At 53.2% G+C, this 24,041-nt stretch carries 26 protein-coding genes; 11 read left to right on the forward strand and 15 right to left on the reverse strand.

The window, feature by feature from the left end; all coding sequences use genetic code 11:
* Positions 1–208: 208 nt before the first annotated feature.
* Positions 209–958: an FCD domain-containing protein gene (locus FN082_RS21810; RefSeq protein WP_112213725.1), complete on the reverse strand. Its 750-nt coding sequence runs from the start codon at positions 956–958 to the stop codon at positions 209–211.
* A gap of 312 nt (positions 959–1,270) precedes the next feature.
* Here FN082_RS21810 and FN082_RS21815 point away from each other — a divergent pair, with 312 nt between their 5' ends.
* The gene (locus tag FN082_RS21815; protein ID WP_139540445.1) at positions 1,271–3,436 is read left to right on the forward strand and encodes a YgiQ family radical SAM protein; all 2,166 of its coding nucleotides are present in this window, start codon (positions 1,271–1,273) and stop codon (positions 3,434–3,436) included.
* A gap of 135 nt (positions 3,437–3,571) precedes the next feature.
* Positions 3,572–4,144: a hypothetical protein gene (locus FN082_RS21820; RefSeq protein ID WP_139540442.1), complete on the forward strand. Its 573-nt coding sequence runs from the start codon at positions 3,572–3,574 to the stop codon at positions 4,142–4,144.
* 7 nt (positions 4,145–4,151) lie between these two features.
* Here FN082_RS21820 and FN082_RS21825 read toward each other — a convergent pair whose 3' ends face one another.
* The 4 genes from FN082_RS21825 to FN082_RS30355 form a co-directional block, all read right to left on the reverse strand.
* Positions 4,152–4,613 (reverse strand): HIT family protein, encoded by a 462-nt coding sequence (locus FN082_RS21825; protein ID WP_139540439.1) that lies wholly within the window; start codon positions 4,611–4,613, stop codon positions 4,152–4,154.
* Between the two features lie 102 nt (positions 4,614–4,715).
* On the reverse strand, positions 4,716–5,543 hold the full coding sequence (gene dkgA, locus FN082_RS21830) for a 2,5-didehydrogluconate reductase DkgA (RefSeq protein WP_139540436.1): 828 nt from the start codon (positions 5,541–5,543) through the stop codon (positions 4,716–4,718).
* A 132-nt stretch (positions 5,544–5,675) separates the two neighbouring features.
* A complete protein-coding gene (gene yqhD / locus FN082_RS21835) occupies positions 5,676–6,839 on the reverse strand; it encodes an alcohol dehydrogenase (RefSeq protein WP_142982354.1) in 1,164 nt (387 codons plus the stop codon).
* Complete coding sequence (locus FN082_RS30355) at positions 6,832–6,957, reverse strand: hypothetical protein (protein WP_268887474.1); 126 nt, start codon at positions 6,955–6,957, stop codon at positions 6,832–6,834. Before FN082_RS30355 ends, yqhD begins: the two co-directional genes overlap by 8 nt.
* A 77-nt stretch (positions 6,958–7,034) precedes the next feature.
* Between FN082_RS30355 and FN082_RS21840 the strand changes: the two genes are divergently transcribed.
* Positions 7,035–7,934 carry an AraC family transcriptional regulator gene (locus FN082_RS21840; RefSeq protein WP_142982355.1) on the forward strand — a complete coding sequence of 300 codons (900 nt, stop codon included), beginning with the start codon at positions 7,035–7,037 and terminating at the stop codon, positions 7,932–7,934.
* 44 nt (positions 7,935–7,978) lie between these two features.
* On the opposite strand, the gene yghB is transcribed toward FN082_RS21840, so the two are convergent.
* Together yghB and metC are read right to left on the reverse strand one after the other, a co-directional pair.
* A complete protein-coding gene (gene yghB / locus FN082_RS21845) occupies positions 7,979–8,638 on the reverse strand; it encodes a DedA family general envelope maintenance protein YghB (RefSeq protein ID WP_139540429.1) in 660 nt (219 codons plus the stop codon).
* A 132-nt stretch (positions 8,639–8,770) separates the two neighbouring features.
* Complete coding sequence (gene metC / locus FN082_RS21850) at positions 8,771–9,958, reverse strand: cystathionine beta-lyase (RefSeq protein ID WP_112213733.1); 1,188 nt, start codon at positions 9,956–9,958, stop codon at positions 8,771–8,773.
* A 251-nt stretch (positions 9,959–10,209) separates the two neighbouring features.
* Here metC and exbB point away from each other — a divergent pair, with 251 nt between their 5' ends.
* The 5 genes from exbB to FN082_RS21875 all read left to right on the forward strand — a co-directional run bounded on the left by exbB (position 10,210) and on the right by FN082_RS21875 (position 13,442).
* Positions 10,210–10,941 (forward strand): tol-pal system-associated acyl-CoA thioesterase, encoded by a 732-nt coding sequence (gene exbB, locus FN082_RS21855; protein ID WP_139540426.1) that lies wholly within the window; start codon positions 10,210–10,212, stop codon positions 10,939–10,941.
* Between the two features lie 6 nt (positions 10,942–10,947).
* Entirely contained in the window at positions 10,948–11,373 is a 426-nt protein-coding gene (exbD, locus tag FN082_RS21860; protein ID WP_142462100.1) for a TonB system transport protein ExbD, read from the forward strand.
* Positions 11,374–11,518: 145 nt separating this feature from the next.
* Positions 11,519–12,013, forward strand: coding sequence for a TIGR00645 family protein (locus tag FN082_RS21865; RefSeq protein WP_004105804.1), 495 nt, complete (start codon positions 11,519–11,521; stop codon positions 12,011–12,013).
* A 174-nt stretch (positions 12,014–12,187) separates the two neighbouring features.
* A complete protein-coding gene (yghX, locus tag FN082_RS21870) occupies positions 12,188–13,075 on the forward strand; it encodes a YghX family hydrolase (RefSeq protein WP_139540424.1) in 888 nt (295 codons plus the stop codon).
* A 79-nt stretch (positions 13,076–13,154) separates the two neighbouring features.
* Positions 13,155–13,442 (forward strand): DUF2623 domain-containing protein, encoded by a 288-nt coding sequence (locus tag FN082_RS21875; protein ID WP_110273054.1) that lies wholly within the window; start codon positions 13,155–13,157, stop codon positions 13,440–13,442.
* Positions 13,443–13,476: 34 nt separating this feature from the next.
* Here FN082_RS21875 and yghU read toward each other — a convergent pair whose 3' ends face one another.
* The 5 genes from yghU to FN082_RS21900 all read right to left on the reverse strand — a co-directional run bounded on the left by yghU (position 13,477) and on the right by FN082_RS21900 (position 16,752).
* A complete protein-coding gene (gene yghU / locus FN082_RS21880; protein WP_142982356.1) occupies positions 13,477–14,343 on the reverse strand; it encodes a glutathione-dependent disulfide-bond oxidoreductase in 867 nt (288 codons plus the stop codon).
* An 83-nt stretch (positions 14,344–14,426) separates the two neighbouring features.
* Positions 14,427–14,840 carry a thioesterase family protein gene (locus tag FN082_RS21885; RefSeq protein ID WP_142982357.1) on the reverse strand — a complete coding sequence of 138 codons (414 nt, stop codon included), beginning with the start codon at positions 14,838–14,840 and terminating at the stop codon, positions 14,427–14,429.
* Entirely contained in the window at positions 14,837–15,583 is a 747-nt protein-coding gene (locus FN082_RS21890) for a class I SAM-dependent methyltransferase (protein ID WP_142462097.1), read from the reverse strand. The genes FN082_RS21885 and FN082_RS21890 overlap by 4 nt, the downstream gene beginning before the upstream one ends.
* Positions 15,573–16,046 (reverse strand): MarR family winged helix-turn-helix transcriptional regulator, encoded by a 474-nt coding sequence (locus tag FN082_RS21895; protein ID WP_139540415.1) that lies wholly within the window; start codon positions 16,044–16,046, stop codon positions 15,573–15,575. Before FN082_RS21895 ends, FN082_RS21890 begins: the two co-directional genes overlap by 11 nt.
* A gap of 145 nt (positions 16,047–16,191) precedes the next feature.
* On the reverse strand, positions 16,192–16,752 hold the full coding sequence (locus FN082_RS21900) for a DsbA family protein (RefSeq protein ID WP_142982358.1): 561 nt from the start codon (positions 16,750–16,752) through the stop codon (positions 16,192–16,194).
* Between FN082_RS21900 and FN082_RS30395 the strand changes: the two genes are divergently transcribed.
* The 3 genes from FN082_RS30395 (at position 16,752) to FN082_RS21915 (ending at position 20,238) form a co-directional block, all read left to right on the forward strand.
* Entirely contained in the window at positions 16,752–16,883 is a 132-nt protein-coding gene (locus FN082_RS30395) for a hypothetical protein (protein ID WP_328592124.1), read from the forward strand. The two genes, FN082_RS21900 and FN082_RS30395, sit on opposite strands and share 1 nt — an antisense overlap.
* Before the next feature lie 76 nt (positions 16,884–16,959).
* Positions 16,960–18,831 carry a bifunctional glutathionylspermidine amidase/synthase gene (gss, locus tag FN082_RS21905; RefSeq protein WP_139540411.1) on the forward strand — a complete coding sequence of 624 codons (1,872 nt, stop codon included), beginning with the start codon at positions 16,960–16,962 and terminating at the stop codon, positions 18,829–18,831.
* A gap of 225 nt (positions 18,832–19,056) precedes the next feature.
* Positions 19,057–20,238 carry an aminotransferase-like domain-containing protein gene (locus tag FN082_RS21915; RefSeq protein ID WP_139540408.1) on the forward strand — a complete coding sequence of 394 codons (1,182 nt, stop codon included), beginning with the start codon at positions 19,057–19,059 and terminating at the stop codon, positions 20,236–20,238.
* A 246-nt stretch (positions 20,239–20,484) separates the two neighbouring features.
* Here the strand turns inward: FN082_RS21915 and FN082_RS21920 are convergent, their stop codons facing one another.
* From FN082_RS21920 to FN082_RS21930, 3 genes are all read right to left on the reverse strand, one after another.
* Complete coding sequence (locus FN082_RS21920) at positions 20,485–20,673, reverse strand: hypothetical protein (RefSeq protein ID WP_139540406.1); 189 nt, start codon at positions 20,671–20,673, stop codon at positions 20,485–20,487.
* Positions 20,674–20,945: 272 nt separating this feature from the next.
* A complete protein-coding gene (locus FN082_RS21925; protein WP_142982359.1) occupies positions 20,946–22,865 on the reverse strand; it encodes a tyrosine-protein phosphatase in 1,920 nt (639 codons plus the stop codon).
* Positions 22,866–23,247: 382 nt separating this feature from the next.
* Positions 23,248–23,850: a short chain dehydrogenase gene (locus tag FN082_RS21930; protein ID WP_142462094.1), complete on the reverse strand. Its 603-nt coding sequence runs from the start codon at positions 23,848–23,850 to the stop codon at positions 23,248–23,250.
* Positions 23,851–24,041 lie beyond the last annotated feature (191 nt).

Here is a 24,041-nt window from a genome sequence, read left to right on the forward strand (position 1 = left end):
TTTATGAGTTTATAACTGAGGGGGTAGTTGTGCAGAGATGAGTAAAATATGAAACCTGTGTTGAGGATAATAAATGGCTGTACCAATTATTGTGACATGATAGACCAATATTGAGGGTTATAGACCAGGTGAGTAGGGGGAAAAGAGAGAAATGCAGAGCAACAGGAAATGAACGGTGCAATAGTGATGCCCTGCAGGTAGTGATGTTCTAGGTAGCAAAGAAGAAATCATCAAAATCGCTAATAGAAGAGTCTTGCTTAAAGATTTTTATTAACTCGTTTTTACTGTTTTCCAGATGCTTCCAGGAAGCTTGCCTGGCCAGCTCAGCATCCTTCTGCTGAAGGGCAAGGAAAATGGCTCGATGATCCTCCAGCCACTGCATGCGCAGATGCTTTTCATGCAGGTACTTATAGTTAAGTTTTTTCCAGCGCGGGTTTTCGGTTCTTACCGCCCGCCACAGCTCTGCCGCTTGTTTAATTAACACTCTGTTCTGCGTCGATTCGGCAATAATGCTGTGGAACTGGTGATCTAAATCCTCAAACGTATCGCTTTCACCAGCGATTGCTTTTTCTTGTAACGCAATGATTTTCTTTAATTCAAGCAGTTCGTTGAAGCGAATTTGCGTGGCGGCAAAACCGGTAATGTTGCTCTCTATCACCTGGCGAGCCTGCAAAAGTTCGAAGGGGCCGATTTCAGAATAGGGCATCAATGATTTCTGATTTAACGCGTTTGAGTTATCAACAAAAAAGATCCCGGACCCCTGTTTGACTTCCAGCACGCCTTTAAGCTCCAGCATGATAATCGCATCACGGATGGTGGTGCGGCTGGTGTTGAATCGCTCGCTAAGCTCACGTTCAGAAGGCAAGCGTTCGCCGGATTTAAATACGCCGGAATAGAGTAATTCTTCAATCTGTAGACCAATATCGTAGTAGCGGCGTTTTGTAATAACTTGTTCCATACTAAGCCTTATATGTAGTGCTCCCGGAGGGGCAATCGCGCAGTCTGCGGCGGATATCCGACCGGGGGTACTCCTGTTCCCGTATGAGGTATGCCTGGTGTCTGGCATGAATAGTAGCGGCACTTGTTGGGAAACTGCCAGCTTTAAACCAACAACAATGACAAAATTTTATGTTTGACCTGGAGCGGAGATAAGCAATAGAAGCGAGAGACTTTTGTCCATCAATCTTCGACGCCCCTTCATTCTCCCATCGTTACGGCTTATAATCGCCGCCCTTTTGATTATTTTTTTATCATTTTCCCCGGATGCAATATGAGCGCAATATCCCTGATCCAACCGGATCGTGACCTTTTCTCCTGGCCGCAGTACTGGGCCGCCTGTTTTGGCCCCGCGCCGTTTCTGCCTATGTCGCGAGAAGAGATGGACCAACTTGGCTGGGATAGCTGCGATATCATTCTCGTGACCGGTGACGCCTATGTCGATCACCCGAGCTTCGGCATGGCGATTTGCGGACGCATGCTGGAAGCGCAGGGATTTCGGGTGGGGATTATTTCCCAGCCGGACTGGAACACTAAAGATGACTTTATGCGTCTGGGTAAACCGAACCTGTTCTTCGGCGTAACCGCTGGCAACATGGACTCGATGATCAACCGCTATACCGCCGACCGTAAGCTGCGCCATGACGACGCCTATACGGCGGGCAACGTTGCTGGTAAACGCCCGGATCGCGCAACGCTGGTCTATACCCAGCGCTGTAAAGAAGCCTGGAAGGATGTGCCGGTGATCCTCGGCGGGATTGAAGCCAGCCTGCGCCGCACTGCGCATTACGACTACTGGTCCGACACCGTGCGTCGTTCGGTTCTGGTGGATTCGAAAGCCGATATGCTGATGTTCGGCAACGGCGAGCGTCCGCTGGTGGAAGTGGCGCACCGCCTGGCGGCGGGCGAGCCTATCGGGCATATTCGCGATGTGCGTAATACCGCCATCATGGTAAAAGAAGCGCTGCCGGGCTGGAGCGGGGTGGATTCCACGCGCCTGGATACGCCGGGCAAAATCGACCCGATTCCGCATCCTTACGGTGAAGACCTGCCGTGCGCCGATAACAAAACCGTCGCGCCGGCAAAACAGGAAGCGAAGCGCGTTACCGTCCAGCCGCCGCGTCCAAAGCCGTGGGAGAAAACCTACGTCCTTCTGCCGTCCTTCGAGAAAGTCAAAGGCGACAAAGTTCTTTACGCGCATGCCTCACGTATTCTGCATCATGAGACCAACCCAGGCTGCGCCCGCGCGCTGATGCAGAAACACGGCGAGCGCTATATCTGGATTAACCCGCCCGCCATTCCGCTCTCAACCGAAGAGATGGATAGCGTTTTTGCTCTGCCGTACAAGCGTATTCCGCACCCGGCATACGGCGATGCCCGCATCCCGGCTTATGAAATGATTCGCTTCTCCATTAACATCATGCGCGGCTGTTTCGGTGGCTGTTCGTTCTGCTCAATTACCGAGCATGAGGGGCGTATTATTCAGAGCCGCTCGGAAGATTCGATCATTAATGAAATCGAAGCTATTCGTGACACCGTTCCCGGTTTTACCGGTATTATCTCCGATCTTGGTGGCCCCACAGCTAACATGTATATGCTGCGCTGCAAGTCACCGCGCGCCGAGCAGACCTGCCGCCGTCTGTCGTGCGTTTATCCGGATATTTGTCCGCATATGGACACTAACCACGAGCCGACAATTAACCTTTATCGTCGCGCCCGCGATCTTAAGGGTATCAAAAAGATCCTGATTGCTTCCGGTGTACGCTACGACATCGCCGTTGAAGACCCGCGTTATATCAAAGAGCTGGCCACCCACCACGTCGGTGGTTATCTGAAGATTGCCCCGGAACACACTGAAGAAGGGCCGCTGTCGAAGATGATGAAGCCGGGTATGGGTAGCTACGACCGTTTCAAAGAGTTGTTTGATACCTATTCAAAGCAGGCGGGTAAAGAGCAATATCTGATCCCATACTTTATTTCCGCGCATCCGGGAACCCGTGATGAAGATATGGTGAACCTGGCGCTGTGGCTGAAGCAGCATCGTTTCCGCCTGGATCAGGTGCAGAACTTCTATCCATCGCCGCTGGCGAACTCCACCACCATGTATTACACCGGCAAGAACCCGCTGGGTAAGATTGGCTATAAGAGTGAAGATGTGGTGGTGCCGAAAGGCGACAAACAGCGCCGTCTGCATAAGGCATTGCTGCGCTATCACGATCCGGCTAACTGGCCGCTGATCCGCCAGGCGCTGGAAGCCATGGGCAAGAAGCACCTGATTGGCAGCCGCCGCGATTGCCTGGTGCCTGCGCCAACGCTGGACGAGATGCGTGAAGCACGTCGGCAGAATCGCAATACCCGCCCGGCGCTAACTAAGCATACGCCGGTGGCGCATCAGCGCCAGAAGCCTGCGTCGTCGGCCAAAAAAAGTCGTATTCGCTGATGGCTTGAGCGGTTCGCCATGGTGAGCTGACGTCACGGAGAGATGCATTTCCTTGCCAGGACGAAGACCGGTAGTATTAAAGCCCTCTTAATTGAGGGCTCTTTTGATATTTAAGATATAAAAAGGATTTTATTAATGAAAAGTATAATAACGATAGCTACTGGTTTATTCGTAATTATTACCATTATTAGCCTCTTTAATAGCGATGGCAGTCATTGCAGGCCTACGAGTGCGACATGTAAAGCCGCCCGAGCAGCCCGAAATAGCGGAGCTGTTCATCCCGGCCCTGTTGTTAACACTCTTACTGACGGAACGATTTATTTCCCTGGCTGGCCGATCCCTGGTTTCTCCGCTGCCTGTGTTGAAAGAATTGAGCAGTGGCCGGGAAGAAGTACGAGGATACGTTTATTAAAAAAATCAGGAGCACTGACGTTTAAAATTGATTCTGATGATTTTGTCGCCACTGAAACCATTCAGACAATCAAGGAGTCAGGGACAAAACAGTTTGAGTTTATCGGTGATATGACACCATTAGTTGGTCCTGACAGAATAAAACTGATCATTAATGATAAAGACTCTAATTTATTATTCTCCCTGCTTTATGATAAAGATGCCACGAGTGAAAAAAACGAGCTTGAAGAGAAGTTTGTATGCAACCTTGCTGCAATACCAATTGATAATGCAGCTTTAAACACTTTATGGCAGTAAAGATGCATTATATTTTTGTCTGACGAATTCTGGCCGCCAGCGCTGCCAGCTTCTCATCGTCCGCACGTTCATGATCATGTGAAGAGAGATAACCTTCATACTGGTCAAAAAACTTCGCCAGGCGGGATTCGATCGGCTGCCAGCGGGCCATATCGCCGGTACCGTGCATTGGGCTGAGCTTGCTGTGGACATGGTCCACGCCAAAGCCTTCAAAAAACATTCCTGTACGGCCCACATCATCAAAGGCTTTATCCAGCAGCTTTGCTACTTTCTGAGTTGCCAGTACTAAATTGGCCAGCGCCTGCGGCGGCATATCAAAAGCGTAGCTGGGGTAATGCTTCTTCGGAATCACGACCGTAAAACCGTCGGTATTCGGGAAAATAGAGAGAAAGGCGAGGTGGTGTTCATCTTCCCACACCTTGTGGCATGGCGCTTTCCCCTCTGCAATTTGACAGAAAACACAATTCATCAGCACGACTCCATTTGCTTTGCAATGAGAATTGAATGTACGCGCTTTTTGCCGTGGAACAAAGAATTGATGCTCCGCCAGGGGATGACGGAGCAGGATAGATTAACCGCCGAACTGATCCGGGTCTGGGCCCAGACGTTTGTTTTGGTCCAGTTTAGTGATTTCACTCAATTCATCTTTATCCAGACGGAAATCCCAGACGTTGAAGTTCTCGGCGATGCGCGACGGCGTCACCGATTTTGGAATTACTACCAGGCCGCTATCGAGGTGCCAGCGAATGACAATCTGCGCCGGTGTTTTGCCGTATTTATCTGCCAACTGGTGGATAATTTTCTGATTGAATACGCCTTCTCCGCCTTGAGCTAGCGGGCTCCAGGACTCGGTCTGGATTTTGTGCGTCGCATTCCAGGCGTGAAGCTGGCGCTGCTGTAACAGGGGATGAAGCTCAATCTGATTGATCACCGGTGCGACGCCGGTTTCATCAATCAGCTTTTGCAGATGATGAACCTGGAAATTACAGACGCCGATGCTTTTTACCAGCCCCTGCTTCTGCAGTTCAATTAGGCTTTTCCAGGCGTCGACGAAATGGTTCGTTGCCGGAACCGGCCAGTGAATTAAATATAAATCGACGTAGTCGAGTTTGAGTTTTTTAAGGCTTTCCTGCAGCGCTTGATGGGGCTGCTTTTGATCGTCATTCCACAGCTTGGTGGTGACGAACAGCTCATCTCGGGCGACGCCTGCGCTGCTTAACGCATTGCCGACGCCGGTTTCATTCTGGTACACGGCGGCGGTGTCAAACGAGCGATAACCGACTTCCAGCGCCTTATGAATGGCGGAGACGACTTCCTCGTTGCCTGCTTTCCACACGCCGAGTCCCAACTGCGGCATCAGGTTGCCGTCGTGTAGTTTTATAACGGTTGGATGTGTCATGCCTTCCTCCTGTTAATGAACTCAGCGGAATAAATTCCGCTGAGGGGTAGCATTAAGTCTGGACGAAATAGCTAAAAACGGTAGTTAAACTCCTCTCCTTTGCGTGAGTTTACGCGCTGGAGAGGACGTTGATTAGCGTGCAGCCTCGTAAATACGGCGACTGACGTCCAGAGTAATATCCTGGTTTTCACCCAGTTGAGTCATACCGTGTTCTTCGAGTTTCGCCAGCAACGCCGGGATGGAGCTGCCATCCAGACCGTAGTCAGAAAGGTGAGTCGGTACACCCATCTGTTCGAAGAAAGCACGCGTTGCAGCGATGGCGGCATCGATACGCTGCTCTTCAGAACCTTCGGTGATATTCCAGACGCGAGCGGCGTACTGCAGCAGTTTGGCGCGTTTAGCATCGCGTTTTTCATTCCACAGGGCTGGCAGAACGATAGCCAGCGTTTGGGCGTGATCGAGCCCGTGCATCGCGGTCAGTTCGTGGCCCAGCATATGGGTCGCCCAGTCCTGCGGCACGCCAGCGCCGATCAGGCCGTTCAGCGCCTGGGTAGCGGCCCACATTATGTTGGCGCGTACGTCGTAGTTTTCCGGCTCTTTCAACGCTTTCGGACCATCTTCAATCAACGTCAGCAGAATGCCTTCGGCAAAGCGGTCCTGGATTTTGCCATCAACCGGGTAGGTCACGTACTGCTCAACGGTATGGACAAACGCGTCAACCACGCCGTTGGCAACCTGGCGCGGCGGCAGCGTGTAGGTGTAAACCGGGTCAAGAATGGCGAACACCGGCTGCACATGAGTGGACATAAACGCGCGTTTGTCACCGGTGGTTTTGCGTGAGATAACCGCACCTTTATTGGATTCGGAACCGGTCGCCGGCAGCGTCAGTACGGAGCCCATCGGAATGGCGCTGGCGACTTTGCTGCCGTAGGTTTCGAGGATTTCCCACGGATCGATGCTGACATCGTAGTGCGCCGCCGCGGCGATGAATTTGGTCCCGTCGAGAACGGAACCGCCGCCGACTGCCAACAGGAAAGTAATTTTTTCATCACGCGCTATTTTCACCGCGTTCATCAGCGTTTCGTAGGATGGATTTGGCTCGATGCCGCCAAATTCCAGGACGTCAAGACCGCTCAGCGCGCTCAGAACCTGATCAAGCACGCCGGTTTTCTTCACGCTACCGCCGCCGTAGGTGACAAGCACGCATGCATCCGCCGGGATTTGATCGCGTAGATTTTCAATCGCGCCTTTACCGAACAGAATGCGGGTTGGGGTATGTAGGTCGAAATTATTCATGGCTGGTGCCCTCAAATAGATAAACCGCCAGCAGAGACGATACCTCTGCCAGATGACGGATATTGTGGTCCCGTCGCCCGTTCCCCTCAATGCACATTCCTGCCGTTGTCTTGCCCATTTCTCCTTGGGGCTGGAGAAATGCTCCGCAAATGCGCACAATGCGGATGTAGAAAATCGTTCGGAGAAGCACGAAAAATGAACCGCGCTGAGATATGTCAGCTATTAACGAATAAGGTTAATCAGCTGAAAGATAAAGAAGAAATGCTCATCGAGCTATTGCCAGATATTCGTTTGCTGTACGGCACGCAGCCGGCTGCTCGCACGCCGGTTATGTATCAGCCGGGGATCGTGTTTCTCTTTTCCGGGCATAAAATTGGCTACATTAATGAGCGCACTTTCCGCTATGACACTAACGAATATCTGCTGTTAACGGTACCGCTACCGTTCGAATGCGAAACCTTCGCTACCCCGGAGGTCCCGCTGGCGGGGATTCGACTTAATGTCGATATTCTTCAACTGCAGGAACTGCTGATGGATATTGGTGAAGATGAGCAGTTTCAGCCGTCAATGGCGTCAAGCGGGATCAACTCGGCGGTGCTGTCCGAAGAGATTCTGTGCGCGGCGGAGCGCCTGCTGGACGTGATGGAGCGCCCGCTGGACGCGCGTATTCTGGGCAAACAGATTATCCGTGAAATCCTCTACCACGTGCTGACAGGCCCCTGTGGCGGAGCGCTGCTGGCGCTGGTCAGCCGGCAGACTCACTTTAGCCTGATTAGCCGCGTGCTGAAGCGTATTGAAAGCCAGTACACCGAAAACCTGAGCGTTGATCAGCTGGCGGCGGAAGCCAATATGAGCGTCTCGGCGTTCCACCATAACTTCAAATCAGTTACTAGCACTTCTCCGCTACAGTACCTGAAAACTTACCGCCTGCATAAAGCGCGCATGTTAATGATCCACGACGGCATGAAAGCCAGCGCAGCGGCGATGCGGGTAGGATATGAAAGCGCATCGCAGTTCAGCCGCGAGTTTAAGCGTTACTTTGGGATTACGCCGGGAGAAGATGCGGCGCGCATCAGGACAATTCAGGGGATATGATAAACCATTCCAGGACGGCGAACCCGCGCCGCCCTGGCAAAATATCAGGCGTTGCAGTATTTCTTCTTGATAACAACGATAACCGTACCGAGCAGCCCGGCTATCAGCAGCGCGATAGGCAGAATCATCAGGCAGGTCATTACCTGATCTTCATGACGCTTAACGAAAGGAATCATGCTCAGCGCATAGCCCAGGCCGGTAACCACGCCAACCCACAGCAGCGCGCTCAACCAGTTGAAGAACTGGAAGCGGCGGTTTGGTAGCCCGGAAATACCCGCCATGGTGGGCAGCAGGGTGCGAACAAACGCCAGGAAACGCCCGGCAAGCAGCGCCAGCAGACCGTGCTTATCGAACATACAGGTCGCTCGCTGATGGTACTTGTGCGGCAGATGCCCAAGCCAGCGTTTAACCGTGACGGTATTTCCCAACCAGCGCCCCTGAATATAGCTTAACCAGCAGCCGAGGCTGGCCGCCGTTGTCAAAATGGCAAGAGTTGGCACAAAGCCCATTACGCCTTTGGCAATCAGCGCACCTGCGAGCAGCAACAGGCTATCGCCCGGTAAGAATGAGGCAGGTAGCAGACCGTTTTCCAGAAACAGGGTTGCGAACATGACCAGATATACAACGCCCACAACGTGGGGGTTTGCCAATGCGGCAAAATCATGCTGCCACAGCGCGGCGACAATTTCTTGAATGACAACCATGGACTTTCCTAAGTGGTACCGTATTTTTTGTCTAGTGTACTCCTGAAGAGACCCGAGCACCTTGATCCCGGGCGCAACTAAAGCGGCCGTTTCTCTTAAAAACGTCCGCTATTGTTGCCACTCACTGTCACTTTACACGATACGCGCGAAGCCCGCCGCTAAATCATCCAGCAGATCGGTAACATTTTCTAACCCGATGTGTACACGGATCAGGGTACCGCTGAAATCGACTTCAGCATCCGGACGAATTTCGGCAATTTGCTCCGGCTGATTGGCTAAAATCAGCGATTCAAAGCCACCCCAGGAGTAGGCCATGCTGAACAAGCTGAAGTGGTCCAGATAGGCGGACAGCTCGGCGTCAGTCAGACGTTTGTTCAACACAAAAGAGAACAGCCCGCTGCTACCGGTGAAATCGCGTTTCCAGAACTCATGGCCTTTGCTGCCGGGCAGAGCCGGGTGATTGACGCGCGCCACCTGCGGGTGCTGAGCCAGCCATTCGGCAATATGCAGGCTGCTTTCATGATGCTGACGCAGACGTACGGCCAGGGTACGCAGACCGCGGCTGGTCATATAGGCGGTATCGGCATCCACCATTTGTCCCATCAGATAGGCATTTTCACGAAGCTGCGCCCAACAGCGCTCATTGGCCACCGCGGTGCCGACCATGCCGTCGGAATGACCAATCAGGTATTTGGTTGCGGCCTGAATGGAGATATCGATGCCGAAGTCCAGCGCTTTAAACAGCACGCCCGCCGCCCAGGTGTTGTCGATCATAATAATTGCTTCGGGCGCGACGCTGCGTACCGCCGCGACGATAGCCGGAACATCATGGACTTCCATGGTGATGGAACCAGGGGATTCGAGGAATACCACACGGGTATTTGGCTGCACCAGGCGGGCGATATCGCCGCCGATAAGCGGGTCGAACCAGCTGGTGGTGACGCCCAGTTTGGCGAGAATTTTGGTACAGAAATCCTGGGTAGGCTCATACGCGGTGTTGGTCATCAGAACATGGTCGCCCTGCTCGACAAATGCCAGAATGGTATTGGCGACTGCCGCAGCGCCGCAGGGGAAGAGAGCGCAGCCGGCGCCGCCTTCCAGTTCGCACATGGCTTCCTGCAGAGAAAAGTGGGTCAGGGTACCGCGACGACCATAGAACAGCTCGCCTTTGGCCCGGTTGCGGGTGGCGTGTTTTTTCGCTTCGACGGTGTCGAAAACCAGCGATGACGCGCGCTGAATCACGCTGTTTACTGAGCCTTGTGTGTATTTTTTGCTGCGGCCAGCGTGAACCAGCGCAGTATCAAGATGTTTATCAGCCATGTTCAGATAACCTGTTTTTATACGTCTGGACGTCTAAACTAACATGAATACCCGTTTATGTACCGGGTCGCGGCGGATACAGGTAAAAATTTTATCAATGGCGGGGTCAGCAACTTTTTTACTGCGTAAGCGCAAGGAAAATAAACGTGATTTGCTGCACAGTGTAAATACTAATGAGAACCACTATCAATTCGATGCCGTTTTGATATTATTGTGCGCAGATTTTGTGATTTACGTCCTGGAGATACAGTGTGGGTAATAATTTGATGCAGGCGGATCTCTCCGTTTGGGGTATGTATCATCACGCCGATATTGTCGTTAAGGTGGTGATGATCGGCCTGATTCTGGCGTCGGTCGTGACATGGGCTATCTTTTTTGGCAAAGGTGCTGAGATCCTGTCCAGCAAGCGCCGTCTCAAGCGCGAGCAGCAGCTGGTTGCCGAAGCACGCTCTCTCGACCAGGCCAGCGATATTGCTAACGCTTTCCATGCTAAAAGCCTGACCTCGCAGCTGATCAACGAAGCGCAGAACGAGCTGGAGCTTTCCGCTGGTTCCGAAGATAACGAAGGGATTAAAGAGCGTACTGGTTTTCGACTGGAGCGTCGCGTGGCGGCAGTAGGTCGTTATATGGGGCGCGGCAACGGTTATCTGGCGACTATCGGTGCGATTTCTCCGTTCGTGGGTCTGTTTGGTACCGTCTGGGGCATCATGAACAGCTTTATCGGTATCGCTCAGACGCAGACGACTAACCTGGCGGTTGTTGCTCCGGGTATCGCGGAAGCTCTGCTGGCCACGGCAATCGGCCTGTTCGCCGCGATTCCGGCGGTGGTTATCTACAACATTTTCGCCCGTATGATTGCCAGCTATAAAGCTTCTCTTGGCGATGTTGCGGCTCAGGTACTGCTGCTGCAAAGCCGCGATCTGGACCTGAGCGCCAGCGGCGTGAAGCCGGTGCGTACCGCCCAGAAATTACGCGTAGGTTGATGCTTTATGGCAATGCATTTTAACGAAAACCTCGATGATAACGGCGAAATGCATGACATCAACGTGACGCCGTTTATCGACGTCATGCTGGTGCTGCTGATTATCTTTATGGTGGCGGCTCCGCTGGCCACCGTTGACGTGAAGGTGAATCTTCCTGCTTCTTCAAGCCAGCCGCAGCCGCGTCCTGAAAAGCCTATCTACCTGTCGGTGAAGGCGGATAAAACCATGTTCCTCGGTAATGATCCCATCACCGAAGAGAGCATGATTATGTCACTGGATGCGTTGACTGAAGGCAAGAAAGATACCACCGTTTTCTTCCGCGCGGACAAAACCGTGGATTATGAAACGATGATGAAAGTCATGGATACCCTGCATCAGGCGGGCTATCTGAAGATTGGTCTGGTGGGCGAAGAAACCGTAAAAGCGAAGTAACCCTCTCTCCAACGCATCTCTCCAGGCTGGCCTTGTGCCAGCCTTTTTTACGCCCATCAGATAGTTGTTCTGTTGGTAAGCTGTTGCTATAACGTTGCTCTGTTGCGATATAATACCGTTCGTTTTTGTTAACTTACGGGATCTTATGGAACGCTTTCTGGAAAATGCTATGTACGCCTCGCGCTGGTTGTTGGCGCCGGTTTATTTTGGCCTTTCGCTCGGTTTGATTGCTCTGACGATCAAATTCTTTCAGGAGATCTTTCACATACTGCCGCATATTTTCAGCGTCAGTGAGTCGGATATGATTCTGACCCTGCTGTCGCTGGTGGATATGACCCTGGTGGGAGGTCTGCTGGTGATGGTGATGTTCTCCGGCTATGAAAATTTTGTCTCGCAGCTGGATATTAACGAAGGCAAAGAGAAGCTAAGCTGGCTGGGTAAAATGGACGCGACCTCGCTGAAAAATAAGGTTGCAGCTTCCATTGTGGCTATCTCTTCCATTCACCTGTTGCGGGTGTTTATGGATGCGAAAAACGTCCCGGATAATAAGCTGATGTGGTACGTCATTATCCACCTGACGTTTGTGCTGTCAGCCTTTGTGATGGGCTATCTCGACCGCCTGACGAAAGTTAAACACTGAAGCTGACGGCATACCTGTTTTAGGCATTGTGCTTGTATTTCTGCCGGGTGGCGGCTTGCGCCTGACCCGGCTTACAAAATCTGTCGTTCCTTCTCTCAGTTTCTACTCTCCTCTACTGGCACATGGCAGAGCTTCTGCTTTGCTTAAAGGGCACTTAATAACGGAGGAAGGGTGATGACGCGACTAACGGCCAAAGATTTTCCCCAGCAACTGCTTGAGTATTACGACTACTACGCCCATGGCAAAATCAGCAAACGTGAGTTTCTCCAGCTGGCGGGGAAATACACCGTCGGCGGGATGACCGCGCTGGCGCTGTTTAATCTGCTAAAGCCTAACTACGCTCTGGCGGAGCAGGTTGCGTTTACTGACCCCGATATCCATCCGGAATATATTCACTATCCCTCGCCCGATGGCCATGGCGAAGTACGGGCTTATCTGGTGATGCCGACGAAAATAGCTGACAAAGCGCCCGCAGTGGTAGTGGTGCATGAGAACCGAGGTCTGAATCCCTACATTGAAGACGTTGCCCGACGGGTGGCGAAAGCGGGCTATATTGCGCTGGCGCCGGATGGTCTGAGCTCCGTCGGCGGCTATCCTGGCAATGATGATGAAGGACGGGAGTTACAGCAGAAGGTCGATCCGGTGAAGCTGATGAACGATTTTTTCGCAGCGGTTGCGTTTATGGAGAAGCATCCTCAGGCAACGGGAAAGGTTGGGATTACCGGTTTTTGCTACGGCGGCGGCGTCAGCAATGCGGCAGCGGTGGCGATCCCCGAGCTGGCCTGTGCGGTACCGTTTTATGGTCGTCAGCCGCCGCTGAACGAAGTCGACAAAATAAAGGCCCCGCTACTGCTGCACTATGCTGGCCTGGATAGCGGCATTAATGAAGGCTGGCCCGCCTATGAAAAAGCGCTAAAGGCGCATAATAAGGTCTATGAGGCTTATATATATCAGGGTGTTAACCACGGCTTTCATAATGATTCTACTCCCCGCTACGACCGGGCTGCCGCCGATCTGGCCTGGCAGCGCACGCTGGCGTGGTTTGATAAGTATTTACGCTAGCGAAATCGCCGGAAATAGCACTACCGCTCGCTCAAAAAAACGCTATATAATTTTATATATAACGATTGAGGGGAGTGCGATGGAAAATCATTTTGGTAAAGGCTTAATGGCGGGGCTTCAGGCATCCCATGCTGACACCGCCACGCATGCGGCAAATTTTTGCTCCGACTATAAACGCGGGTTTGTGCTCGGTTATTCACACCGTATGTTTGAGAAAACCGGCGACCGTCAGCTTAGCGCCTGGGAAGCGGGGATCCTTACCCGTCGCTATGGTCTGGACAGAGACATGGTGATGGACTTCTTCAAAGAGGGAAGTTCGTGCACGTCGATGCGCTACTTTATGGCGGGATATCGGTTAGAAAGCTAAAAACCGGAGGCTGAAGCCTCCGGCGAGCAGGGCGTTACGCCTGGCGTTTATCTTCAGTTTGCGTTTCGAAGTCGCTGGCAGCATGGCGTTCGTGAAGCTGCTCATTGAGCGGGCCGAAGGTGCGGTTAACCATGCGTCCACGCTGAACGGCGGGGCGATTGCCCACATCCTGCGCCCAGCGCAGTACGTTTTTATAGCTACCGGCATCAAGGAACTCGGCGGCGTTGTAAACATTCCCCAACACCACGTTGCCGTACCATGGCCAGATGGCCATATCGGCAATAGTGTACTCTTCCCCTGCAACAAAACGACCCCGGGAAAGCTGCTTGTCCAGCACATCAAGCTGGCGTTTAGCTTCCATCGTAAAGCGATCGATCGCGTATTCGATTTTCACCGGCGCATAGTTGAAGAAGTGGCCAAAGCCGCCGCCGAGGAACGGAGCCGCGCCCTGCAGCCAGAACAGCCAGTTAAGGGTTTCGGTGCGGCCTGCCGGATCTTTTGGCAGGAAGAAACCGAACTTCTCCGCCAGATAGAGCAGGATGCTGCCGGATTCAAAAACCCGGGTCGGCGGCGTGGTGGAGTGGTCGCTGAGCGCGGGGATTTTCGAGTTTGGGTTAATCTCGACAAAGCCGCTGGAGAACTGATCGCCTTCGCCGATGCGAATCAGCCAGGCGTCATACTCCGCGCCGCTGACGCCCAGCGCCAGCAGCTCTTCCAGCATAATGGTCACCTTCTGACCGTTTGGCGTTCCCAGCGAATAGAGCTGAAGCGGATGCGCCCCCACCGGCAGCTCCTGGTCATGGGTTGCGCCGGAGACGGGACGGTTGATATTGGCGAATGCGCCGCCGTTGTTTTGCTTCCATTCCCACACTTTAGGTGGTTGGTAGTTATTCTCTGACATGCTGGCCTGCCTTTTTCATGAGGTGTTGAGGGAGTGTAGCAGGTGCTATCGGATGGGTTTAACAGTGCGAGGCGTATTAAATATCATTTTGTTGACTTCATCCGCGTCAGAAAACGTTCGACCTGAATGATGGCCCGCTTGTGCGTTCCGCGACCAATCAGGCCCTTATCGTCAAGACAGCTGACGTGAAAGTGGAGGACTTTGCCTTCTATTTTCACCAGCTCGACGGTTGCTTTAACCAGCGAGCCTGCTTGTGTCGGCGATTCATGCGTCATATCAACGGCAATACCCAAAGTGTGTTCACCGGGCGCTAAATAAGGGCGCAGCGCCTGAATGCAGGTCTGCTCCATAAAACCAATCATATATGCCGTTGCCAGCAAGGGCGGCATATCCTGAAAGCCCGGCCAGTTAGTATCGACCTGCGGCACGGTATGCCGAGGTTCTACGATAAAACCATCCTGATGTGTCAGTCCGATTTCCAGCTGCGAGTGATTCATAATTTACCTGCTCTGATATTAATCGGCCAGCCGCAGACTCTGCGCTGCGAAGGGTCTCCCCATATCTGGCATAGATCTTCATAAAACCGGGATAGCCTTTTTTCCTGCCCCGCCTCGCCCGCGCGCTTTACTGCTGACCAGGTGGAGATATAGCCCATCAGCGCCGCCAGATCCCACTCCAGACAAATCTCCATTTTTGGCGCCGTGAGCTCGGCGAACGGGAAATCAATGGTTCTATAGCCTTCGTCAACGAGCTTGCGCTCTGCGGGCCAGAAATGGCCGATTTCGTCATAATAGAACTGGCGGAAACGCTCGCCGATGGTTTCGTCGGGAATCAGTACGCCGTAGCTGATTAATGCAATGGTGGCCCGAGGGGCGGCAACACGCGCGATTTCGCGATAAAACGCGGGTAAATCAAACCAGTGCGCCGCCTGGGCGACGGTAATCAGGTTGATTTGGCTGAGATCGCCGGGTAGTCGTTCGGCAGGCCCAACGCGATAATCAATCTTGTCGTGAGGCGCAGCGTTTGCAATCTGGCTCTGGCCGGGGTCGATCCCCGTGACCTTATCAAAGCCAGAAGCCAGTAAGTGCGTCAGCTGGCCCGTGCCGCATCCAACATCCAGCGCATGATGTTGATCTGGCGTTATCGAGAGCAGGTAATCCAGTAGCGCTCTGGGGTACTCCGGACGAAAGCGGGCGTAGGTTTCGCCGCCGCTGGCAAACCAGTTTGCGCTACTCGTCATGATGTTGTTCCTGTTTTGCGAGTCGGAGTCGTTCGTCAAATCCCTGCTTTTCTAGCGCTTTGGCAGTTTCCTGCAGCACGGTAAGAAGTGGATATCCCGTTTCGTTTTCCAGTTGATTGATAGCGACAAAAATCGTTTGCCAGTGCGGCTGTAATTCGGCGACCAGTTGCTGACCCTTGCTGGTGAGCTGCAAGCGGCTTTTACGCCCATCTTCCTGAGCGTGTTTTTGCAGAATATCCTCTTTCTCCATCATGGAGACGGACTGGCTAATCGCCCCTTGGGTCAACCAGGTGCGGGCAGTAATATCCGTCACGGTCTCCGCTCCCGCTACCATCGCCCGCAGAATGGGGGTATAGCGAGGGCGGTAGGTAAATGCCATGTCGCGATAAATTTTTTCAGCGCCGCTATCGACGAGGTCCGTAACATAGCGAAGCAGTTCTCCAAGGCCTGGTTGATTTTCCATTGGTCACTCCTTAATTTTTTAATATACATTAGTGCTAATGTATTTTTTTGGCAAAGGGTGACCCTGGATGATATCTAGCGGTAATGAGTTGGGGTAGCTGGCAGCGCAACGCTTTGGGCCGCCAGGATGTTTACTTCGAAGGGAATCAGGCCAAAATTCGCGCGGCCCACACGCTGATATCATCGCCGCTGCCGAGATCCGCCTGCACCAGGCCGTTAACCATAAAGGTCGGCGATACGTGGATACCGTTCTGGCGAGCGTATTTGCTGTGCCATTTGATCTCGTTTTGCAGCTCAGGACGGGCAAATGCCGCAGCCAGCGAGACGTGGCTATAGCGTTCGATTCGCTCAATAATCTGCTGTGGCGATGCGTTCATATTCGGCCCGCTACAGTGGTCGGTAAACTCGAACTCCTCGCGGTGGTCAGCGACGGCTTTCAGCACCTTGTGCGCCTGCTCGCGACCATGAGGCAGAGTAGAGGCGGCAAGAATGCAACGCACGATGACGCCGGAGAACAGATGCCACGGCTGAGACTGAAGACGAATTTTGATCGTGACGTTATCCGCGCCAACTTCATCCAGCAGATCATCAAGCTTATTAAAGGCGCGCACCGAGTAAGGGCAGGTTGGTTCGAGAAACACCTCAAAGGTGCGTGGGCCATGCCCCCAAACCAGCGGTTGGGCAGTCAGATGCGAAGGTGTGCTCATTGTCGACTCCTGATTGTTTTTTTATCTCAAATAACGATATCACTTTTGCCTGGCGGTGCAGGCTTATTTTCCTTAAGGGCACGATTAGCGAATCGAATGAGTGGTATCATCATTGCACCTCTGTCTGGTAAGTGCCTGCGGCAGGATAAGAAGAGGGAGTTTTGTTTCGCCAACTGCCCGGGCTGCATTAATTTGAGGTCAGGCTAAATGAGCAAAGGTTCGACAAGCAGTGACGCCCCGTTTGGTACACTATTAGGCTACGCGCCGGGCGGCGTAGCGATTTATTCTTCGAATTACAGTAGCTTAAATCCGCAAGACTATCCGGATGACGCCACGTTCCGTAGTTATATCGGTAATGAGTATATGGGGCACAAATGGCAGTGCGTAGAGTTTGCGCGCCGCTTTCTGTTCCTCACCTACGGCTTTGTGTTTACCGATGTCGGCATGGCCTACGAAATCTTCTCTCTGCGTTTTCTGCGCGAAGTGGTCAACGACAATATTCTGCCGCTGCAGGCTTTCGCTAACGGCTCCCGCCGTCCGCCGATTGCCGGTTCTCTGCTGATTTGGCAGAAGGGCGGCGAGTTTAAACACACCGGCCACGTGGCGGTGATCACTCAGTTGGTCGGGAATAAAGTCCGGATCGCCGAGCAAAACGTAATTCACTCGCCGCTGCCGCAGGGCCAGCAGTGGACCCGCGAGCTGACGCTGGAAGTGAAAAACGGCATCTACACAATTAAAGACACCTTTGCCGATACCGAAATTCTTGGCTGGATGATCCAAACCGCTGATACCGAGCACAGCCTGCCGCAGCCGGTTCTGCCGGGTGACGCGATGGCTATCAAAGGCGCGCGGTTGCCGAATAAAGGCCAGTTTCGCGGCAACTGGCTCAACGAAAAAGATTCGCTGCAAAAAGCCTACGTTGAAGCCAACGGCCACGTTATCAATAAAGACCCTTACCAGTATTTCACCATTAGCGAAAGCGCCGAGCAGGAGCTTATCAAGGCGACCAACGAGCTGCACCTGATGTACCTGCACGCCACCGATAAGGTGATGAAGGATGACAGTCTGCTGGCACTGTTCGATATTCCGAAAATCCTCTGGCCGCGCCTGCGCCTCTCGTGGCAGCGCCGTCGGCATCATATGATTACCGGTCGTATGGATTTCTGTATGGATGAACGCGGGTTGAAGGTGTATGAATACAACGCCGACTCCGCTTCCTGCCATACCGAAGGCGGGCTGATCCTCGAACAGTGGCTGAAACAGGGCTACTACGGCACCGGGCACAATCCGGCGGAAAACCTGCTGGATGAGCTTGCCGGGGCGTGGAAGCACAGCCGGGCGCGCCCTTTCGTGCATATCATGCAGGATAAGGATCTGGAGGAGAACTATCACGCCCAGTTTATCCAGCGTTCGCTGACGCAGGCCGGTTTCGACAGCAAAATTCTCTATGGCCTTGATGAGCTGCGCTGGGATGCTGCCGGGCAGCTTATTGACGCCGATGGTCGGTTGGTCAACTGCGTCTGGAAAACCTGGGCGTGGGAAACCGCCATTGAGCAGGTGCGTGAAGTCAGCGCCGACGAGTATGCCGCCGTGCCGATTCGCACCGGGCATCCCAATAATGAGGTGCGCTTGATTGACGTTCTGCTGCGCCCGGAAGTCTTAGTGTTTGAACCGCTGTGGACGGTTATCCCCGGCAACAAGGCGATTCTGCCGGTGCTGTGGTCGCTGTTCCCGAACCATCGTTACCTGCTGGATACCGATTTTGTGGTCAACGAGCAGCTGGCGGAAACTGGCTATGCGGTTAAGCCTATCTCAGGCCGCTGCGGCAACAATATCGACCTGATTGGCCCGCAGGATGAAGTGCTGGATAAAACCAGCGGCCAGTTTGTCGATCGCAAAAATATTTACCAGCAGCTGTGGTGCCTGCCGAAAGTGGATGGCAAATACATCCAGGTTTGCACCTTTACCGTTGGCGGTAACTATGGCGGTACCTGCCTGCGCGGCGATGATTCGCTGGTGGTGAAAAAAGAGAGCGATATTGAGCCGTTAATCGTGCTAAAAGACAAAGATAACCGTTAAGTTTAGCCCCGGATTGCGGCGGTTCTCTCCACCTGCGGCATTTGTAGCCCGGGCAAGGCGCATCGCGCCGCCCCCGGGTAAGTCAGCAGGGCGGCAGAATTTCCTGGAGCTGTCCGGGCTACCAATATATGAACTCCAGGCCCTGGGTGAGCGTAGCGCTCCCAGGGAATTATCGGTAGAAAACAGATAAAACATCACAACAACAAGACAGAAAAGGAAAATAGTATGCACGATCGGCGACTCGCCGCCCGCGCGGGTGAGCTTAAGCCCTCCGCCGTCCGCGAACTCCTCAAGCACAGTAAACTGCCCGGCGTTATCTCTCTGGGCGGCGGCATTCCGGCCCCGGAGCTTTTCGATACCGAAGGCCTGAACCTGGCGGTGCAGCAGGTGATGAACGGGCGCTTTAACGATGCATTCCAGTATGGTTTGACCGAAGGTTATCCGCCGCTGCGTCAGGCGGTGAGCGAACTGTGTCAGGCGCGCGGCGTTGCCTGTTCAGCGAGCCATGTCTACATTACCTCTGGATCGCAGCAGTCACTGGATATCGTTGCCCGTACGCTGCTCGATCCGGGTGACGCGATCGTCGTTGAACGCCCCACCTATCTGGCGGCGCTACAGGTCTTCCAGTTGGCGCAGGCCAATATTCTCAGCGTCGATACCGATGATGACGGCATGCTGGTGGAACAACTGGCTGACCTGCTGGAAACTACCCGCATTAAAGCCGTTTACCTGGTGCCGACCTTCGGTAACCCCGGCGGAAAAACCTTGAGTGAAGCGCGCCGCCGCCGTGTGGTGGAACTGGCGAAGAAGCACGACTTCGTCATTATCGAAGACGATCCGTACGGTGAAATCAGTTTCACAGATGAAGTGTATCGCCCGCTGTATCAGTACGCGGTTGAGCTAGGCTGCGAAGATCAGGTGGTATATACCTCTACGTTCTCTAAGATCCTCGCGCCGGGTATGCGTATTGGCTGGATCGTGATGCCGGACTGGCTGGCGCAGCAGACGGTGATCGTCAAACAGGCAGCGGATCTGCATACCAATATGCTGTCGCAGGTGATTACCGCGGAATACCTGAGCATGAATCGTCTGGAAAACCAGATTGCCCTGATCCGCGAAGATTATCGCAAGAAGTGCGTGGCGCTGGCCGACGCGCTGGAATCCCGTCTTGGAGAGCATCTTGAGTTCAGCCGACCAAAAGGCGGTATGTTCCTGTGGGCCCGCTTCCGCTATCCGTTCGATACCATGGAATGGATGAAGAAAACGCTGGAAAACGGCGTGGTCTACGTGCCTGGGGAAGCGTTCTATAATGACAACCCGGATACCCGCACCCTGCGTCTGTCCTACTCTACGGTATCGGCAGACGGTCTGATGACTGCCGTTGAGCGCCTGGCGAAGTCACTGTAATCGCTCAGCTTCGCGCTGCCTGGCGGCGCGGAGTTTCAACATTGAATTATGTATTGAATCGCCCGCAGCAGATGACTACGGGCGAGAGAAACTCAGAGGAGGGATTCTGGCGGCTTATCGCCAGCCCTGGTCGTTAATCCTGGTCAGCAATGCGATCGTCAAGCCAGATCAGCATCAATGAGGAGAGAAAAGCAACAGCGACGGTACCAATAGCTAACAGCATAAGAAGTGCCTCAGGGGTTTTTATTATTTTTGTGCTTTTACCGATGAGCGATTATTTCTGTCCGTGATGGTGACTTTGGTATCTTGCTGGGAAGTGGCGAGGGTGAAAAAATCATCAGCGTCAATGTCGAAATTTAGAACGATTTCCTTATATTTCCCACAGTTAATTAACTCTTTTGCTTCTTTCATACTACTGGCTGTAATAGTAGGCATCAGTTTCATCTCGTTTAAAAACTGAGAAGCAAAATAAGAGCTTGTCGATACCAGATCAACTACTTTTTATGGTAAGGGCAATCATAAGTCGGATTGATGATTTCGGCTGTCGAAAGCCAATTGAAACATAATTTCTGTTTTACCTTTTCTGTCAGCGTTTCATTTTGTGGACAGCGTTTCAGCATGAGCCAATCTTCGGCGTCAAGAATTGCTCCCTTTACAATTTTGTGGGGAATAGCAAGCCGCCAGCGACGACGGCCTGCTGTGGTTTTTTAAAAGGCATAAGCCACGCTTAAATTGCCGCTATAGCCGTGGCTGTCGCCGCCGCTGGCGACTTCGGCCTGGCCGCCCAGGTTCAGGCTCAGCGCGCCGCGCGTCACGCCAATGTTGGCGCCTGCATTGAACATATCGCGGCTATTGAAGGCCGAGTTTTGTACCACCTCATATTGATAAACTTGCCCACGAGTGCGCACCGAGGGGCCGCTGAAACTGTGTTCATAGCCGACATTTACCGCCGGGGTAAAGGTCCAGTTTCCGCTGTTGTGTGGATTAAAGGCGAGGTTAATATTGGCAACGCCGCTGGCGTTATTTTCGCTGACGCGATCGACATCAAGCGCCAGCTCGCTACCGCTCTCACGGAAGGCGTCCATTCGCAGATGGGTTAATCGGGTGCCGACGGAATACTCGACGCTGGCGAAATCGAGTGGACTGACGTAGCCGAGGCGTAGCGTGCCGCCGAACAGTTGTCCGTGGGTATCGCCAGTGGCGGTACCCAGTCCGCCGCTCATCCTGCGGGTGCTGCTGTAGTCAATCCAACCGGCGTTAAGATCGGCGGCAGCAAAGAGGCCACGGTTGAGGTTTTCGAAAGCATAGCGACCGCCGATCCCCAACAGCGTGGTATTGGCATCCGCGTCAGCGTTGGCGCTGCCCAGTGACCCCCAGCTATGTCCCACCGTACCGTAACCGCTAAACTGCGAGTTCACCCTCTGGGTATAGCCCAGCAGCGTACCGGCGGTGTGCTCATTGCTGCTGGCGGCGCTGGCGGAACCGTCGGTACCCAGATAACCGTTAAGCCCGGTTAACCACAGTTTTCCTTCGCCATCGCGCAGCTGGCGGCTGTCGATATTCGGTGTCAGCGCACGATCCAGACGTGAGCCGCTACGCAGCAGATAACTCGCGGCATCCGCATAAATTTGTCCGCCGACCTGAGACTCTACTCCGCCGAGGTTTCCGGCATCGATGGCTGATTGCAGATAGTAGTTATAGTCGGTGTAGCGGCCTGACAGCTCGCTGTTTTGCAGCGCGTTAAGCAGCGCTGCGCCCTGCGCCGCATTCCCTCGTAGCCCGCTCTGTCCCGGAAGCTGGCCATAATGGACCATTTTTCCGCGCAGCACGTAGAGCGTCTCCTGCGACAGCCCCAGGCCTTGCTTCAGATAGTTATCAACTGAACCATATTCGCGGGTAATTTCGTCCAGTCCGGCCTGTAGATAGCTGGCATCGACGCCCAGCAGCGGCTCGTAAATCTCTGCCATAGCTGGCGGCATCATCGCCAGGGTCGCTTCAACACGCTGACGAGTGTAATCGTTGGTGGCGAGGTAGTTTTCCATGATGGTCGTGTTGTCGACACCGGCTATACTCAGCAACATGGCGGCGGTCCAGCCGGTTCGGTCTTTGCCTGCGGTGCAGTGGAACAGGGCGGCACCGTCGGCGCTGGCCAGATCGTTAAACAGAGTGCTGAACTGCGCGCGCATCCCGGCATCGCTGACGAAGGAGACGTTGGTCTGCTGCATCATCGCTTTGGCTTCAGCGGCGCTGCTAAAAGTTATCGAGGTAATGTTACTGCCTGAAGCGGCGTTGCCGATGATATCAATATTGGTATAGGTTGCCCCGTCGGGCATCACATCCGGGCTGCTGGCGATTTCGCTGGTGGTACGTAAATCATAAACATCACTGATGCCAAGCGTGCTGAGCGTAGCCTGATCCGCAGCGGATAATGCCAGGGCATTAGAGCGATAAAATACCCCGGTGCGCATAGTGCCATCATGGCTGGTGGTATAAATCGAGGTAGTGCCGGCAATATCACGAAAATTATCCATGCTAGCGAGCGTGGGCGTATTTATTGGCGCAGCGTATAGCGCACCAGAGACGGCAATGGTGACCAGAGAGACCGTAACAGGAATATAGCGAATCAAAATAAGCCTCGATATTTGTAGTTTGTAATTCGTTGTTTATTAAGGCTTGAGAATATAGGGTGGGATTGTGACAGAATTATTTCCAGATGGTTTTTTTGTGAAATAAACAAGGTGAAATTAGATTAGGTTTATACCCTAAATAATTCGAGTTGCAGGAAGGCGGCGACGCAGAGAATCCCCAGGAGCTTACTCCAGTAAGTGACTGGGGTGAGCGAGGAAAGCCAACGCGCATGCAACTTGAAGTATGACGGGTATATTTATGGAATATATCGTTTCTCTCACGATAAGTCATATTAATCATTCGCCATATTAATCTTTAACATCCCGCTCGCGGCAGCAGGATGTTATTTTATTTTTTGATCAGGCAGTCATTTTACTCAGTTCAGTAGCCGACGTTATAAATCCGCCCTGTCTGTACGCCTTCCACGCTGCGGCGGTAGGCCTGGGCCACGCTGGCGGCGGGGACGCTCTCAAAACCGGGGAAGAAACCGTCGTAGGCTACCGCCGATTCGGTCAATACGGTGGGGCTAATCAGGTTAATACGCATACCGCGCGGCAGTTCGCAGGCGGCGGCGCGAACGAACCCTTCCAGCCCGGCGTTCACGGTGGTGGCATTGACTCCCTGGGCGATGGGTTCGTGGGCAACTATCCCGCTAATCAGCGTAATGGAACCGCCGTCGTTGAGGTAATGCTGTCCGGTAAGCGCCAGACGAACCTGCCCCAATAGCTTATCCTGCAAGCCCTGGTTGAAATCGTTATCGGTCATGGTTTCCAGAGGACCAAAGAACAGGTTGCCAGTGGCGGAAACAATTGCGTCTATCCGGCCAATGTTTTCAAACAAACTCTGCACGCTCTCTTGCGAGGTGATATCAACCTGATAGTCGCCCTGAGTGCGGCCGACGCGAATAACTTCATGGCACTGACTTAATTCTTGCGCAACGGCGCGGCCAACGGTACCGCTGGCACCAATAATGATGATTTTCATAGCAGACTCCTTAGAACCTATCCCATTAGGCTATTTTATTTGCTGGTTTGGCCCTGGGCAGTGCTCAAAATCCTCACGTACTACGTGTACGCTCCGGTTTTTCCGCGCTGTCCGTGTCCAAACCATCGGCAACAATTACGCCTACTGGGATAGGCTCTTTAATGTGGTGAGCCTCTATTCTTTAATAAAAC

Origin of the sequence: Klebsiella spallanzanii (assembly GCF_902158555.1) — a bacterium.
GTDB classification, from domain to species: domain Bacteria; phylum Pseudomonadota; class Gammaproteobacteria; order Enterobacterales; family Enterobacteriaceae; genus Klebsiella; species Klebsiella spallanzanii.